The organism is Streptomyces sp. JH002 (assembly GCF_050916115.1).
Taxonomy (GTDB): domain Bacteria; phylum Actinomycetota; class Actinomycetes; order Streptomycetales; family Streptomycetaceae; genus Streptomyces; species Streptomyces xiamenensis.
In genome coordinates this window covers 1,298,492-1,315,537 of the sequence record NZ_CP087989.1, presented here as the reverse complement: position 1 = coordinate 1,315,537, position 17,046 = coordinate 1,298,492, and the positions used below count along the sequence as shown (strand labels likewise).

Genomic DNA, 17,046 nt, shown 5'->3' with positions numbered 1-17,046 from the left:
CCCGGAGTGGGTTCGACCCGTCGAAGCACTCCGACATATCAACAGATCAACATACGAAATCCCACACGCGTGCCCGCCGCCTCGACGAGGCCGCCCGGCGCGCGTGGTCAGGAGAGTCTCTTGAGTCATCCCCATCCAGAACTCGGCCGGCCGCCGAAACTCCCGGAGGGCGGCCTGCGGGTCACCCCGCTCGGCGGCCTCGGCGAGATCGGCCGCAACATGACGGTCTTCGAGTACGGCGGCCGGCTGCTGATCGTCGACTGCGGAGTGCTCTTCCCCGAGGAGGAGCAGCCCGGCATCGACCTGATCCTGCCGGACTTCACGTCCCTGCGGAACCGTCTCGACGACATCGAGGGCATCGTCCTCACCCACGGCCACGAGGACCACATCGGTGGCGTGCCGTACCTGCTCCGCGAGAAGCCGGACATCCCGCTGATCGGCTCCAAGCTGACCCTCGCCCTGATCGAGGCCAAGCTCCAGGAGCACCGCATCCGCCCCTACACCCTGGAGGTGGCGGAGGGCACCAGCGAGCGGATCGGCCCCTTCGACTGCGAATTCGTGGCGGTCAACCACTCGATCCCGGACGCGCTCGCGGTCGCCATCCGCACCCCGGCCGGCATGGTCGTGCACACCGGCGACTTCAAGATGGACCAGCTGCCGCTGGACGGCCGCCTCACCGACCTGCGGGCCTTCGCTCGGCTCGGCGAGGAGGGCATCGACCTGCTGCTGTCGGACTCCACCAACGCCGAGGTCCCCGGCTTCGTCTCCCCCGAGCGGGAGATCTCCGGGGTGCTGCGCCAGGTCTTCGCACGGGCCGACAAGCGGATCATCGTGGCGAGCTTCGCCAGCCATGTGCATCGCATCCAGCAGATCGTGGACGCCGCCCAGGAACACGGGCGCAAGATCGCCTTCGTGGGCCGTTCCATGGTCCGCAACATGGGCATCGCGCGGGACCTGGGCTATCTGCGGGTACCGCCGGGCCTGGTGGTGGACGTACGGGCGCTGGACGATCTCCCGGACCGGGACGTCGTGCTGGTGTGCACCGGCTCCCAGGGTGAGCCCATGGCGGCCCTGTCCCGGATGGCCAACCGCGACCACCAGATCCGCATCGTCGAGGGCGACACGGTCATCCTGGCCTCCTCCCTGATCCCCGGGAACGAGAACGCGGTCTACCGGGTGATCAACGGACTGACCCGCTGGGGCGCCAACGTCGTCCACAAGGGCAACGCCAAGGTCCATGTGTCCGGGCACGCCTCGGCCGGCGAGCTGTTGTACTTCTACAACATCTGCAAGCCGCGGAACCTGATGCCGGTGCACGGCGAATGGCGCCATCTGCGCGCCAACGCCGAACTCGGCGCGCTCACCGGGGTACCGGCCGACCGGATCGTGATCGCCGAGGACGGCGTGGTCGTCGACCTGGTCAAGGGCAAGGCGAAGATCGTCGGCAAGGTCCAGGCCGGCTATGTGTACGTGGACGGCCTGTCGGTCGGCGGCGTCACCGAGTCCAGCCTGAAGGACCGGCGGATCCTGGGGGACGAGGGCTTCATCTCCGTGTTCGTGGTGGTCGACAGCAGTACGGGCAAGATCGTCAGCGGTCCGAGCATCCATTCGCGCGGCTCGGGCATCGACGACGCGGCCTTCGCCGAGGTCATCCCGAAGATCGACGAAGTGCTGGCCAAGTCCGCCCAGGACGGCGTGGTCGAGGCTCACCAGCTGCAGCAGTTGGTGCGCCGCACGGTGGGCAAGTGGGTGTCCGACGTGTACCGCCGGCGCCCGATGATCATGCCGGTCGTGGTCGAGGTCTGAGGGGGACGGGCCCGCGAGGACCCCGTCATCTGCCTGCGGGGCGCCAGGATTTGCATCCGGGCGCCCCGCTCCAGTACGTTTACGTCATCGCCGCAACGGGAACGCCGGACAGTCCAACTGGCCGGGGAAACCGGGACGTCGGAGAGCAGACTCAAGTGCCGGGAAAGGCACGGAAGTTACCTCTGATAAGGTGAGAAACACGAAGGGAAAGCCCGGAGGGGCCCGAGAGGGAACCAAAGGAAGCATCCGTTCCTTGAGAACTCAACAGCGTGCCAAATAGTCAATGCCAAGTCTTTCAATAGACACAGTATTTACTGAGTCTGCATCTCGACCTCGTCTGAGGTGCAGCATTTAAGCGAGGATTTTCCTTGCTCTTACATGAAGCATTCATGGAGAGTTTGATCCTGGCTCAGGACGAACGCTGGCGGCGTGCTTAACACATGCAAGTCGAACGATGAACCGGTTTCGGCCGGGGATTAGTGGCGAACGGGTGAGTAACACGTGGGCAATCTGCCCTGCACTCTGGGATAAGCCCGGGAAACTGGGTCTAATACCGGATACGACACATGAGCGCATGCTCGTGTGTGGAAAGTTCCGGCGGTGCAGGATGAGCCCGCGGCCTATCAGTTTGTTGGTGGGGTAGTGGCCTACCAAGACGACGACGGGTAGCCGGCCTGAGAGGGTGACCGGCCACACTGGGACTGAGACACGGCCCAGACTCCTACGGGAGGCAGCAGTGGGGAATATTGCACAATGGGCGAAAGCCTGATGCAGCGACGCCGCGTGAGGGATGACGGCCTTCGGGTTGTAAACCTCTTTCAGCAGGGAAGAAGCGAAAGTGACGGTACCTGCAGAAGAAGCACCGGCTAACTACGTGCCAGCAGCCGCGGTAATACGTAGGGTGCAAGCGTTGTCCGGAATTATTGGGCGTAAAGAGCTCGTAGGCGGCCTGTCGCGTCGATTGTGAAAGCCCAGGGCTTAACCCTGGGTCTGCAGTCGATACGGGCAGGCTAGAGTTCGGTAGGGGAGATCGGAATTCCTGGTGTAGCGGTGAAATGCGCAGATATCAGGAGGAACACCGGTGGCGAAGGCGGATCTCTGGGCCGATACTGACGCTGAGGAGCGAAAGCGTGGGGAGCGAACAGGATTAGATACCCTGGTAGTCCACGCCGTAAACGGTGGGCACTAGGTGTGGGCAACATTCCACGTTGTCCGTGCCGCAGCTAACGCATTAAGTGCCCCGCCTGGGGAGTACGGCCGCAAGGCTAAAACTCAAAGGAATTGACGGGGGCCCGCACAAGCGGCGGAGCATGTGGCTTAATTCGACGCAACGCGAAGAACCTTACCAAGGCTTGACATACACCGGAAACGGCCAGAGATGGTCGCCCCCTTGTGGTCGGTGTACAGGTGGTGCATGGCTGTCGTCAGCTCGTGTCGTGAGATGTTGGGTTAAGTCCCGCAACGAGCGCAACCCTTATCCTGTGTTGCCAGCGGATCCCTTCGGGGGTGCCGGGGACTCACGGGAGACTGCCGGGGTCAACTCGGAGGAAGGTGGGGACGACGTCAAGTCATCATGCCCCTTATGTCTTGGGCTGCACACGTGCTACAATGGCCGGTACAATGAGCTGCGATACCGCGAGGTGGAGCGAATCTCAAAAAGCCGGTCTCAGTTCGGATTGGGGTCTGCAACTCGACCCCATGAAGTCGGAGTCGCTAGTAATCGCAGATCAGCATTGCTGCGGTGAATACGTTCCCGGGCCTTGTACACACCGCCCGTCACGTCATGAAAGTCGGTAACACCCGAAGCCGGTGGCCTAACCCCTTGTGGGAGGGAGCTGTCGAAGGTGGGACTGGCGATTGGGACGAAGTCGTAACAAGGTAGCCGTACCGGAAGGTGCGGCTGGATCACCTCCTTTCTAAGGAGCTTCTAGGCTGCCTTTGGTAGTCCAGAGCCACTACGCCGGCGAGTGTTCGGCGGTGGTTTGCTCATGGGTGGAACATTGACTGCATCATTTGGCTCGCTGTTGGGTGTCTGAAGGTACGGCTGTGAAAGGTCGAATCTTCGGTTGTTGTTTGAGAATTGCACAGTGGACGCGAGCATCTGTGGCCAAGTTTTTAAGGGCGCACGGTGGATGCCTTGGTACCAGGAACCGATGAAGGACGTGGGAGGCCGCGATAGTCCCCGGGGAGTTGTCAACCTAGCTGTGATCCGGGGGTTTCCGAATGGGGAAACCCGGCAGTCGTTATGGGCTGTCACCCACTGCTGAATGTATAGGCGGTGTGGAGGGAACGCGGGGAAGTGAAACATCTCAGTACCCGCAGGAAGAGAAAACAACCGTGATTCCGGGAGTAGTGGTGAGCGAAACCGGAGGAGGCTAAACCGTATGTGTGTGATACCCGGCAGGGGTTGCGCATGCGGGGTTGTGGGAGCTTTTTTGATCGTTCTGCCGGACGGTCGGTGAGTAAGAAACTGTGTGGATAGGCGAAGGGCATGCGAAAGGCCCGGCGTAGAGGGTAAGACCCCCGTAGCTGAAATCTGCATGGCTCACTTAAAGGTTTCCCAAGTAGCATGGGGCCCGAGAAATCCTGTGTGAATCTGGCGGGACCACCCGTTAAGCCTAAATATTCCCTGGTGACCGATAGTGGATAGTACCGTGAGGGAATGGTGAAAAGTACCGCGGGAGCGGAGTGAAATAGTTCCTGAAACCGTGTGCCTACAAGCCGTGGGAGCGTCGTCATGCGCACTTGTGCGTGTGGCCGTGACTGCGTGCCTTTTGAAGAATGAGCCTGCGAGTTTGCGGTGTGTTGCGAGGTTAACCCGTGTGGGGTAGCCGTAGCGAAAGCGAGTCCGAACAGGGCGATTGAGTAGCATGCCCTAGACCCGAAGCGGAGTGATCTAGCCATGGGCAGGGTGAAGCGAGGGTAAGACCTCGTGGAGGCCCGAACCCACCAGAGTTGAAAATCTGGGGGATGACCTGTGGTTAGGGGTGAAAGGCCAATCAAACTCCGTGATAGCTGGTTCTCCCCGAAATGCATTTAGGTGCAGCGTCGTGTGTTTCTTGCCGGAGGTAGAGCACTGGATAGGTGATGGGCCTTACCGGGTTACTGACCTTAGCCAAACTCCGAATGCCGGTAAGTGAGAGCGCGGCAGTGAGACTGTGGGGGATAAGCTCCATGGTCGAGAGGGAAACAGCCCAGAGCATCGACTAAGGCCCCTAAGCGTGTGCTAAGTGGGAAAGGATGTGGAGTCGCAGAGACAACCAGGAGGTTGGCTTAGAAGCAGCCACCCTTGAAAGAGTGCGTAATAGCTCACTGGTCGAGTGATTCTGCGCCGACAATGTAGCGGGGCTCAAGTACACCGCCGAAGTCGTGTCACTGCAACAATACTTCTAACGAGGGTTGTGGTGGGTAGGGGAGCGTCGTGTGCCGGGTGAAGCAGCCGTGGAAACGAGTTGTGGACGGTATGCGAGTGAGAATGCAGGCATGAGTAGCGATACAAGAGTGGGAAACTCTTGCGCCGATTGACTAAGGGTTCCTGGGTCAAGTTGATCTGCCCAGGGTAAGTCGGGGCCTAAGGCGAGGCCGACAGGCGTAGTCGATGGATAACCGGTTGATATTCCGGTACCCGTTGTGGAGCGCCAACGCTGAATCAGGCGATGCTAAGCCCGCGAAGCCGCCATCTGTCCCTTCGGGGGTGGGTGGAGTGGTGGAGTCGGTGGTCCAGACCTGTAGTAGGTGAGTGATGGGGTGACGCAGGAAGGTAGTCCAGCCCGGGCGGTGGTTGTCCCGGGGTAAGGGTGTGGCCCGTGGAGCAGGTAAATCCGTTCCACACGAGGGTGAGACCTGATGCCGAGCCGATTGTGGTGAAGTGGATGATCCTATGCTGTCGAGAAAAGCCTCTAGCGAGTTTCACAATGGCCCGTACCCTAAACCGACTCAGGTGGTCAGGTAGAGTATACCGAGGCGTTCGGGTGAACTATGGTTAAGGAACTCGGCAAAATGCCCCCGTAACTTCGGGAGAAGGGGGGCCATTTCCGGTGATGAGACTTGCTCTCTGAGCTGGGGGTGGCCGCAGAGACCAGCGAGAAGCGACTGTTTACTAAAAACACAGGTCCGTGCGAAGCTGTAAGGCGATGTATACGGACTGACGCCTGCCCGGTGCTGGAACGTTAAGGGGACCGGTTAGTCACATTTCGGTGTGGCGAAGCTGAGAACTTAAGCGCCAGTAAACGGCGGTGGTAACTATAACCATCCTAAGGTAGCGAAATTCCTTGTCGGGTAAGTTCCGACCTGCACGAATGGCGTAACGACTTCTTGACTGTCTCAACCATAGGCCCGGTGAAATTGCACTACGAGTAAAGATGCTCGTTTCGCGCAGCAGGACGGAAAGACCCCGGGACCTTTACTATAGCTTGATATTGGTGTTCGGTTCGGTTTGTGTAGGATAGGTGGGAGACTGTGAAGCCTGGACGCTAGTTCAGGTGGAGTCGTTGTTGAAATACCACTCTGATCGTGCTGGATGTCTAACCTGGGTCCGTGATCCGGATCGGGGACAGTGTCTGGTGGGTAGTTTAACTGGGGCGGTTGCCTCCTAAAGAGTAACGGAGGCGCCCAAAGGTTCCCTCAGCCTGGTTGGTCATCAGGTGGTGAGTGTAAGTGCACAAGGGAGCTTGACTGTGAGACTGGCAGGTCGAGCAGGTGCGAAAGCAGGGACTAGTGATCCGGCGGTGGTTTGTGGAAGCGCCGTCGCTCAACGGATAAAAGGTACCCCGGGGATAACAGGCTGATCTTCCCCAAGAGTCCGTATCGACGGGATGGTTTGGCACCTCGATGTCGGCTCGTCGCATCCTGGGGCTGGAGTTGGTCCCAAGGGTTGGGCTGTTCGCCCATTAAAGCGGTACGCGAGCTGGGTTTAGAACGTCGTGAGACAGTTCGGTCCCTATCCGCTGCGCGCGCAGGAGTCTTGAGAAGGGCTGTCCCTAGTACGAGAGGACCGGGACGGACGAACCTCTGGTGTGCCAGTTGTTCTGCCAAGGGCATGGCTGGTTGGCTACGTTCGGAAAGGATAACCGCTGAAAGCATCTAAGCGGGAAGCCTGCTTCGAGATGAGGACTCCCACCCACTTGATGGGTTAAGGCTCCCTGTAGACGACAGGGTTGATAGGCCAGATATGGAAGCCTTGTAAGAGGTGGAGTTGACTGGTACTAATAGGCCGAGGGCTTGTCCTCAGATGCTCGCGTCCACTGTGATTTTTTTTCGAATGACAACCATTAGAGTTTCGGTGGTCATGGCGAAAGGGAAACGCCCGGTTACATTCCGAACCCGGAAGCTAAGCCTTTCAGCGCCGATGGTACTGCATGGGGGACCGTGTGGGAGAGTAGGTCGCCGCCGAACAATGCCCCAATAGCTCAGTCGGCAGAGCGTCTCCATGGTAAGGAGAAGGTCAACGGTTCGATTCCGTTTTGGGGCTCCGAAGCAAGACATAGGAAAGGCTCCCGCCTGATGGTGGGGGCCTTTTTGCGTTGCCGTGTGCGGAGGCACGCCGCCCGGCTCCGGGGTGGGCCGGCCGGGCGGACACACGCCGCCCGGCCGCCTTGTCTCACTCCGGGATGCGCAGGGTCAGAATCGCCATGTCGTCGGACGGGGCGTCGGAGGCGAAGCGTTCCACGGCGCGCAGCACGCGGGCCGCGACGGCGCCGGCGGTCAGCCCCGTACAGTTGCTCAGCACCTCGGCCAGGCCGTCGTCGCCCAACATGCGGGTGCCCTCACGGCGTTCGGTGACGCCGTCCGTCACACACAGCAGGACGTCGCCCGGGTTGAGCGTGGTGTGCTGCTCGTACAGCTCCAGGTCCTCCATCACACCGAGCAGCGGCTGCGGGTCCGCGGCGGCCTCCACCCGGCCGTCCGGGGTCAGACGCAGCGGCAGCGGGTGGCCGGCGCACACCATCTTCAGCAGCGCGCCGCCACCCGGCTGCGGCCACAGCTCGCCGTACAGCAGCGTCAGGAAGCGCGAGCGGGAACCCTCGTCCAGAATGGCGGCGTTGAGCCGCTCCAGGACCGCCGGGCCGCCCAGGCCCTCACGGGCCAGCAGCCGCAGCGCGTGCCGGGCGAGACCGGTGACCGCCGCGGCCAGCGGGCCCGTGCCGCACACGTCTCCTATGGCGAAGCCGTAGGCGCCCTCGCGGATCGGGAAGACATCGTAGAAGTCGCCCCCGACCTCATTGCCCTCGCCCGCCGCGCGGTAGATGACCTCCACGTCGACGCCGTCGATCTCCGGCAGCTCCGGCGGCAGCAGACTGCGCTGCAGGGACTGGCTGGTGGCCGTGCGCTCGCTGTAGAGGCGGGCGTTGTCCAGCGCCAGTGCGGCCCGCCGGGAGAGGTCCTCGGCGAGCTCCAGGATGTCCTGGCGGAAGCGTTCGTCGGCCGGCTGGCCCAGCGCCAGCAGCCCGATGACCCGGTTGCGGGCGATCAGCGGCAGCAGTACCGTCTCGCCGCCCACCGCGGAGGCCGTCGCCAGGCTGGGCCCCGGGGTACGGGGCGCGGGCAGCCGGCCCATGGCCAGGCTGCGCAGCGAACTGCGCAGCGCGGTGTTGTGGGCGGCGTCGGCCGGGGCGGTCCAGGCACGGACGCCGAGCCGGATGTCCGGGTCCGGGGGATCGACGCGGGCCAGCAGGTCCTTGATGCCGTCGATGCGGTCCTCGTCCTCGTGCAGCACGTAGGACAGCACGGGCTCGGAGCCGGCCTCCGGGATCGTGTAGACGCCGCACCAGGTGGCCAGGGTGGGCACGATCATCTGTGCCATCAGGGCCAGCGTCTGATCGCGGTCCAGGGTGCCGGCCAGCAGCTCGGACGCCTCCACCAGGAAGGACAGCGAATTGCGGCGCAGCCGCTCCAGCTCCGTCAGGCGAGCGGATTCGACGGCCAGGGCGATGCGGTCGGCGGCGAACTGGAGACGCAGCGCCTCCTCGTTGGAGAACCGGCCCGGGGTCTCGGAGGCGACGCCCAGGGAGCCGGTGAGCCGGCCCTCGACCTTGAGGGGCACGGTGACCACGGCGTGCATGCCGGTGCCGGACAGCAGGGGCACCGCGCCGGGGGAGGCGGACAGGTCCTCGTGGACGGACGGCATCCGGGCCGAGCCGTACCGTCCGCTGCCGGCCTCCACCGGGACGCGGGCGAACCGCTGGCGGGCGGAGGGCAGCCCCGTGGAGGCGCGTACCTCCAGCTCGGTCTCGTCGTCCGTGGCCAGCAGCAGGAAGGCCGCGTCGCCGTCCAGGAGGTCGCGTGCGCGCTCCACGGTGCGCTGGAGGAGGCCGTCCAGGTCATCGGGCGGGGGAGAGCCGATGAGGGCGTCCAGCGGGTCGCTCTGCGGCCGCTCGTTGCCCTCGGGGCCCGCGGTGGTCCGTGCGGAGCCGCGGGTGGGGGTCTGCAGGATGGCGCGCTCGCGGTCGTGCACGATCAGGCAGACCGTGGAGGGCTCGCCGCGGGCGTCGCGGACCCGCAGGTGGCAGGCGTAGACCGGGACCGTACGGCCCTCGGAGTCGCGCAGCCCGTAGCTGCCCTCCCAGCGGGACAGGGACAGCGCCTCGGCGATGCCGGTGCCGGTGCCGGGCGTCTGCGGCCAGGCGGCGAGGTCGGCCAGCGGCTTGCCGATGACCTGCTCGGGCGGGTAGCCGAAAAGGGCCTGGGCGTCGGCGTTCCAGGAGGTGACGGCGTCGGCGCGGTCGACCTGAATGACGGCGACCTTGACCCGGGTCTCGGCCAGCGGCAGCGCCTCGCTGGGCAGCGGGGGCCCGGCGGAGCGGGTGCCGGCCGGGAAGGTCTGCTGTTCGAGGCGGAACCACACGCATTTGTCGGCGGTGGTGTAGTCGACGCCCCAGCGGGAGGCGAGGGCCGCGCAGAGCATGAGCCCGCGGCCGCCCTCGCTGTTCAGGTCCCGTCCCCGGCTGACGTCGCCGATCGGCAGTTCGCGTTCTGGGTGCCGGTCGATGATCTCGAAGCGGACGCCGGTGTCGTCGCGCAGGCAGCGGACCTCGGCGGCGGTCCCCGCGTGGATGACGGCGTTGGTGACCAGCTCGCTGGTCAGCACGACCGCGTCCTCGATCAGCTCCGCCAGTCCCCAGCCCTGGAGTGTGTCCCGGACGAAGCCGCGTGCCGTGGCGACGGAGCGCCCAACCGGCTCGAAGGTGGCAGCGGCTCGCGCGGTGATCACGTCACTCCCCCAAAAAGGTCTCTCGTCGCTTCCGGACGCCTCATCGACGGCCGGAAGCCAGATTACTGACGTTGACCGCCCGCGCGGGCGTCGGATCCGGTGATTTCCCCCCGACCGGGATACCGGGGTGTGCGATGCTGCCGAACTGTTATCGCCCGGTTCTTCGAGAGTGAAACACTGGGAAGGCTCGTTGAGGTAAGCCCGGGCGAAATGGTCCAACCGCAGGAGGGACACAGTGGTGTCTGAGGGAGCAGTGGCGCGCACCGGAACACGTGGGCGCGGCGGGAAGTCTCGGGGAAGCGGCACGGTCGAAGTGGACGCCGTGGCGCTGGGCCGGCTGCTCTCTGCGCTGGAGTCGATGCGGGACGGGAACTTCCGGCGGCGGCTGACCGTGGCCGGTGAGGGGCCGATGGCCGAGCTCGCCGCCGTCTACAACGAGGTCGCGGACCGTAATCTGCATCTCACCGGGCAGTTGTCGCGGGTACGCCGGGTCGTGGGCCGTGAGGGAAAACTCACGGAACGGATGGAGAGCGGGGTCAGCGACGGCGCCTGGGCCAAGGCGATCGACGACGCCAACGAGCTGGTGGACGATCTCGCGCGGCCGATGGCCGAGGTGGGGCGCGTCCTGTCGGCGGTCGCCGTCGGTGACCTGGACCAGCGCATGGAGCTGCGGGCCCCGGGCGGCAACGGCTCGGCGCGTCCGCTGCGCGGCGAGTTCCTGAAGGTGGGGCGCACCGTCAACGCCCTCGTGGATCAGCTGTCGGAGTTCACCGACGAGGTGACCCGGGTGGCCAGCCAGGTGGGCACCGAGGGCAAGCTGGGCGGTCAGGCGCATGTGCCGGGGGTCGCCGGCACCTGGAAGGACCTGACGGACTCGGTCAACCAGATGGTGCTGCGGCTGACCGCGCAGGTGCGGGACATCTCCACGGTCACCAAGGCGGTGGCGGACGGCGATCTGTCGCAGAAGGTCACCGTCCATGTCGAAGGGGAGATGCAGGAGCTGAAGAACACCGTGAACTCCATGGTGGATCAGCTCTCCTCCTTCCAGTCCGAGGTGACGCGGGTGGCCCGCGAGGTGGGCACCGAGGGCCAGCTCGGCGGCCAGGCACGGGTGGAGGGCGTGGCCGGTGTCTGGAAGGACCTGACCGACAACGTCAACACGATGGCCACCAACCTCACGGCCCAGGTGCGGGACATCGCCCGGGTGACGACGGCGGTGGCCAACGGTGACCTGTCGCAGACGATCCGGGTCAGCGCGCGCGGCGAGGTGGCGCAGCTGGCCCGCACCGTCACCGAGATGAACGGCACGCTGCGCAACTTCGCGGACGAGGTGACGCGGGCGGCCTCGGAGATCGGTACGGAGGGCCGCCTCGACGCGCAGGCCCGGGTGCACGGGGTGGCCGGTACGTGGAAGGAGCTGACCGACACGGTCAACGACGCCTTCCGGAATCTGACGGCGCAGGTGCGCGACATCGCCGAGGTGACGACCTCGGTGGCCAACGGTGACCTGTCGAAGAAGGTGACCGTGGATGTCTCCGGCGAGATGCTGGAGCTGAAGACCACGGTGAACACGATGGTGGACCAGCTGTCGTCGTTCCAGTCCGAGGTGACCCGGGTGGCCCGGGAGATCGGCCACGAGGGCGCGCTGGGCGGCCAGGCGTCCGTGCTGGGTGTGGCCGGGGAGTGGCGGGACCTGACCGACTCGGTCAATACGGCGTTCCGCAACCTCACCGCGCAGGTGCGGGACATCTCCACGGTGACCAAGGCAGTGGCGGACGGTGATCTGTCGCAGAAGGTCACGGTCGATGTCTCGGGCGAGATGGCCGAGCTGAAGAACACCGTGAACACCATGGTGGACCAGCTGTCCTCGTTCGCCGAGCAGGTCACGCGGGTGGCCACCGAGGTGGGCATCGAGGGCCGGCTGGGCGGCCAGGCGCGGGTGGACGGCGTCTCGGGCACCTGGCGGCAGCTGACGGACTCCGTCAACGACATGGCGACGAATCTGACCGATCAGGTGCGGGGCATCGCGCAGGTCACGATGGCGGTGGCCGGGGGCGACCTGTCGCGGAAGATCACCGTGGACGCCCGCGGCGAGATCCTCGAACTGAAGAACAGCATGAACACGATGGTGGACCAGCTGTCGATGTTCGCGGCCCAGGTGACCAGGGTGGCCCGTGAGGTGGGGACGGAGGGCCGCCTGGGCGGGCAGGCGATGGTCGCCGGGGTCGGCGGCGTGTGGCGGGACCTGACCGACTCGGTCAATGACATGGCCACCAACCTGACCAGCCAGGTGCGGGGCATCTCGGAGGTCGCCACGGCGGTGGCCCGGGGTGATCTGTCGCGGAAGATCACCGTCGACGCGCAGGGCGAGATCCTTGAGCTCAAGGACACCCTGAACCAGATGGTGGACCAGCTCTCGTCCTTCGCCGACCAGGTGACACGCGTCGCCCAGGAAGTGGGTACGGAGGGCCGCCTGGGCGGTCAGGCCCGGGTGGACGGGGTCTCCGGCACCTGGAAGGACCTCACCCGGTCCGTCAACAGCATGGCGAACAACCTGACCGATCAGGTGCGGGGCATCGCCGAGGTGATGAAGGCGGTGGCGGACGGCGATCTGACCAAGAAGATCACGGTGGACGCCCGGGGCGAGATCCTGGAGCTGGTCACCACGGTCAACACGATGGTCGACCAGCTGTCCTCCTTCGCCGACCAGGTGAGCGGCGTGGCCCGCGAGGTGGGTACGGAGGGGCAGCTCGGCGGCCAGGCGCGGGTGCGCGGGGTGTCGGGCACCTGGAAGGACCTCACCGACAACGTCAACGTGATGGCCAGCAACCTGACCATGCAGGTGCGCGGCATCTCCGACGTGGCCACGGCGGTGGCCAACGGTGATCTGTCGAAGAAGGTGACGATCGAGGCCAGCGGCGAGGTGGCGCAGCTCGCCGACACCGTCAACAAGATGGTGACGACGCTGTCGTCGTTCGCGGACGAGGTCACGCGGGTGGCGCGCGAGGTGGGCACCGAGGGGCAGCTGGGCGGCCAGGCCAGCGTGCCGGGGGTGTCGGGGACCTGGCGGGACCTGACCGAGTCGGTGAACCAGATGGCCACCAATCTGACGCTCCAGGTGCGCAACATCGCGGATGTGACCACCGCGATCGCGCGCGGCGATCTGACGAAGAAGATCGACATCAACGCCCAGGGCGAGATCCTGGAGCTGAAGAGCACGATCAACACGATGGTCGATCAGCTGTCGATGTTCGCGGATCAGGTGATCCGGGTGGCCCGTGAGGTGGGCACGGACGGACAGCTGGGCGGGCAGGCGGTGGTGCGTGATGTGGCCGGGTCCTGGAAGGACCTGACGGACTCCGTCAACGAGATGGCGGGGAACCTGACCCAGCAGGTGCGCACGATCGCCCGGGTGGCGACGGCGGTGACCCGCGGGGATCACACGGTGCGGATCGAGACCGACGCGGAGGGCGAGATCCTCGCGCTCCAGGAGAGCGTCAACACGATGATCACCAACCTGCGGGACACCACCAAGGCGAACGACGAGCAGAACTGGCTCAAGAGCAATCTGGCCAGGATCTCGGCGCTGATGCAGGGCCGTCGCGATCTGAAGGACGTGGCGGGGCTGATCATGAGCGAGCTGGCGCCCGCGGTCTCCGCGCAGCACGGCGCGTTCTTCCTGTCGATGCCCGCCGACGCGGAGTCGCCGGTGGTGGCGGGGCCCGATGACGGGGACGGGTTCGAGCTGCGGCTGATCGGCTCGTACGGTTACGCGGCGGGGGCGCATCCGACCTCGTTCCGGCCGGGTGACTCGCTCATCGGCACGGCCGCGGCCGAGCGCCGGACGATCATGTTCGGGCCGACGCCCGAGGGCTATCTGGCGATCTCCTCCGGTCTGGGGCAGGCCCCGCCGGCGCAGGTGATCGTGCTGCCGGTGGTGTTCGAGGACCGGGTGCTCGGTGTGCTGGAGCTGGCGACGTTCGGTGAGTTCACCGTCATCGAACGGGACTTCCTCAACCAGATGGCGGAGATGATCGCCGGCAGCGTCAACACGATCAGCGTCAACACGCGGACCAAGATGCTGCTGGACCAGACGCAGGAGACCGCGGACAAACTGCGGGTGACCCGCAACGAGCTGGAGGAGCAGCAGCGGGCGCTCAAGAACTCCAACGAGGAGCTCGTCCTCAAGGCGGATCAGCTGGCGCGCACCAACCGCGACATCGAGGTGAAGAACTCGGAGATCGAGGACGCCCGGCAGGTCCTGGAGGAGCGGGCCGAGCAGCTGGCGCTGTCGATGAAGTACAAGTCGGAGTTCCTGGCGAACATGTCGCACGAGCTGCGCACGCCGCTGAACTCGCTGCTCATCCTGGCGAAGCTGCTGGCGGACAACGCCGAGGGCAATCTCTCGCGCAAGCAGGTGGAGTTCGCCGAGACGATCCACGGGGCGGGTTCGGACCTGCTGCAGCTGATCAACGACATCCTGGACCTGTCGAAGGTCGAGGCGGGCAAGATGGACGTCTCGCCTGCCAGGATCGCGCTGGTGCAGCTGGTGGACTACGTGGAGGCGTCCTTCCGGCCGCTGACGGCGGAGAAGAACCTGGAGCTGTCGGTGCGGGTCTCGCCCGAGCTGCCGGCCACGCTGCACACCGATGAGCAGCGGCTGCTGCAGGTGCTGCGGAACCTGCTGTCGAACGCGGTGAAGTTCACCGACACGGGTTCGGTGGAGCTGGTGATCCGGGCGGCCGGCGCCGAGGCGCCGTACGAGATCCGGGAGCAGATGCTGGCGAACGGGTCGATCGAGAACGGGGACGCGCCGCTGGTGGCGTTCTCGGTCTCGGACACCGGGATCGGGATCGCGGCGAGCAAGATGCGGGTGATCTTCGAGGCGTTCAAGCAGGCGGACGGCACGACCAGCCGCAAGTACGGGGGTACGGGACTGGGGCTGTCGATCAGCCGGGAGATCGCGCGGCTGCTGGGCGGTGAGATCCACGCGGCGAGCGAGCCGGGGCGCGGATCGACGTTCACGCTGTTCCTGCCGCTGCACCCCACCGAGCTGCCGCCGCCCGGATACCGGCAGCTGACGGAGGGAGCCGCCCCGGTGCTGGACAGCGCGCAGACCCGGGAGGCGATCGCGCGCAAGGCGGCCGAGCGCCGGGCCCTGGAGGCGGCGCGCCTGCCCGAGCCGGACGCCGGGGCGTCCGGTGCCGTACGGAACGGGGAGGGCCCCGTACCGGAGGCCGACTCCGCGCCCGCCGCGCCGCCGGCGCTGCCGCGGGCGCGGGAGAGTGAGGACCACGCGCAGAACGGGTCCGGGAACCGTACGGCGGCGTCCTCCGCGGCCGAGCGGGCCGCGGCCACCATGACGCGGCGCTTCCGGGAGCCGGAGGTGCCGTCCGGCGGTGGGGAGCGCGAGGCGGAGCGGGGCCGGGAGGCGGTCCGCAGGCGGCGGGAGTTCCACGACTTCCGGGGCCGCAAGGTGCTGATCGTCGACGACGACGTGCGCAATGTGTTCGCGCTGACCAGCGTGCTGGAGCAGCACGGACTCTCGGTGCTCTACGCGGAGAACGGGCGGGAGGGCATCGAGGTCCTGGAGTCCAACGAGGACGTGGTGCTCGTGCTGATGGACATCATGATGCCGGAGATGGACGGGTACGCGACGACGGCGGCGATCCGCCGGATGCCGCAGTTCGCCGGGCTGCCGATCATCGCGCTCACCGCGAAGGCGATGCAGGGCGACCGGGAGAAGAGCATCGAGTCGGGCGCCTCGGACTATGTGACCAAGCCGGTGGACACCGATCATCTGGTGGCCGTGATGGAGGAGTGGATCGAGAGGAAGTGACCTTTCCCACGGCCGGTGTTGACGGAACCATCCAGGGGTTGCGGGCGTTGACGGTGTGCGGTTCACTCTGTTCGCCGCTCCCGTGCGCACATGGTATGGTGACGCAGCGCAATGCGCTGATCACCGGGCGCCGTGCGCGGTCGGTTGCTGAACGGCGGGCAGGGTAATCGCCCGTGGAGCGGGGAGCTGGCCGAAAGTGATTTCGGCTTCCCGTGACGAAGCGGGGCCCACCGTAGGCCGCCACCCCCTGGGCTGGTGACCGGGATCGCTGGCGGTCCCGCGCGCGTGGGTGCCAACATGTCCGGCACAGGAGTGGGCGGCGTGCACAACAGCCGTCCTGGACAGCGGCGCGCCACGGCGACGCCGCAAGGGGCGAGGAGGACGGGCCATGGTGCAGAAGGCCAAGATCCTCCTGGTCGATGACCGACCCGAGAATCTGCTGGCGCTGGAGGCGATCCTCTCCGCGCTCGATCAGACACTGGTCCGGGCATCGTCAGGGGAGGAAGCGCTCAAAGCGCTGCTCACAGACGATTTCGCGGTGATCCTGCTGGACGTCCAGATGCCGGGGATGGACGGCTTCGAGACCGCCGCGCACATCAAGCGGCGGGAGCGCACCCGGGACATCCCCATCATCTTCCTCACCGCGATCAATCACGGCCCGCACCACACCTTCCGCGGCTACGCGGCGGGCGCGGTGGACTACATCTCCAAGCCCTTCGACCCGTGGGTGCTGCGGGCGAAGGTCTCGGTGTTCGTCGAGCTGCACATGAAGAACGTGCAGCTGCGGGAGCAGGCGGCGCTGCTGCGCCGCGAACTGGAGGGCGGCACCTCGCCCGCCGACACCGAGCGCGGCCCCGGCGGTCTGCTGCCGGAGCTGTCGGCGCGGCTGGCGGCCGTCGAGGAGCAGGCCGAGGCACTGTCCAAGGAGCTGGCCGAATCGGGCGGCTCGGCGGCGGTGTCCACGGCGGCGCATCTGGAGCGGAAGCTGTCCGGGCTGCGCAGGGCGCTGGACGCCCTGGAGCCGGGGTCGGGCGACACGGGCCAGGCGGACGAGTCGCCGTAGTGAGAGACAGGGGCCGGGCCCGGTGGCGGAGCGTGCGACGTGCCGGGCCCGTTCCGGCTGTGGACAGCCGGCGGCGGCCGCCCGCCGTGGCGGCGGCCCGGGTGCCCTCGCGCTTGCGCGGCGCCCGCT

At 66.0% G+C, this 17,046-nt stretch carries 4 protein-coding genes, 1 tRNA gene and 3 rRNA genes; 7 read left to right on the top strand and 1 reads right to left on the bottom strand.

The features are described from left to right. The first annotated feature begins 120 nt into the window (after positions 1-120). From H7827_RS05500 to H7827_RS05480, 5 genes are all read left to right on the top strand, one after another. Positions 121-1,806, top strand: coding sequence for a ribonuclease J (locus H7827_RS05500; protein ID WP_200363708.1), 1,686 nt, complete (start codon positions 121-123; stop codon positions 1,804-1,806). Between the two features lie 386 nt (positions 1,807-2,192). Next, positions 2,193-3,722 (top strand): 16S ribosomal RNA (locus H7827_RS05495). Between the two features lie 189 nt (positions 3,723-3,911). Beyond that, positions 3,912-7,034, top strand: a 23S ribosomal RNA gene (locus H7827_RS05490). Between the two features lie 49 nt (positions 7,035-7,083). After that, positions 7,084-7,200 (top strand): 5S ribosomal RNA (rrf, locus tag H7827_RS05485). The 16S, 23S and 5S rRNA genes sit together here with 1 tRNA gene alongside, the layout of an rRNA operon. Positions 7,201-7,203: 3 nt before the next feature. Then, positions 7,204-7,276 (top strand) — tRNA-Thr (locus H7827_RS05480). Positions 7,277-7,405: 129 nt separating this feature from the next. Here the strand turns inward: H7827_RS05480 and H7827_RS05475 are convergent. Next, complete coding sequence (locus H7827_RS05475) at positions 7,406-10,015, bottom strand: SpoIIE family protein phosphatase (protein WP_386538917.1); 2,610 nt, start codon at positions 10,013-10,015, stop codon at positions 7,406-7,408. A gap of 238 nt (positions 10,016-10,253) precedes the next feature. Here H7827_RS05475 and H7827_RS05470 point away from each other — a divergent pair, with 238 nt between their 5' ends. Continuing rightward, positions 10,254-15,854, top strand: coding sequence for a HAMP domain-containing protein (locus H7827_RS05470; RefSeq protein ID WP_432743100.1), 5,601 nt, complete (start codon positions 10,254-10,256; stop codon positions 15,852-15,854). A gap of 388 nt (positions 15,855-16,242) precedes the next feature. Continuing rightward, entirely contained in the window at positions 16,243-16,917 is a 675-nt protein-coding gene (locus tag H7827_RS05465) for a response regulator (RefSeq protein WP_030730065.1), read from the top strand. Positions 16,918-17,046: the final 129 nt, after the last annotated feature.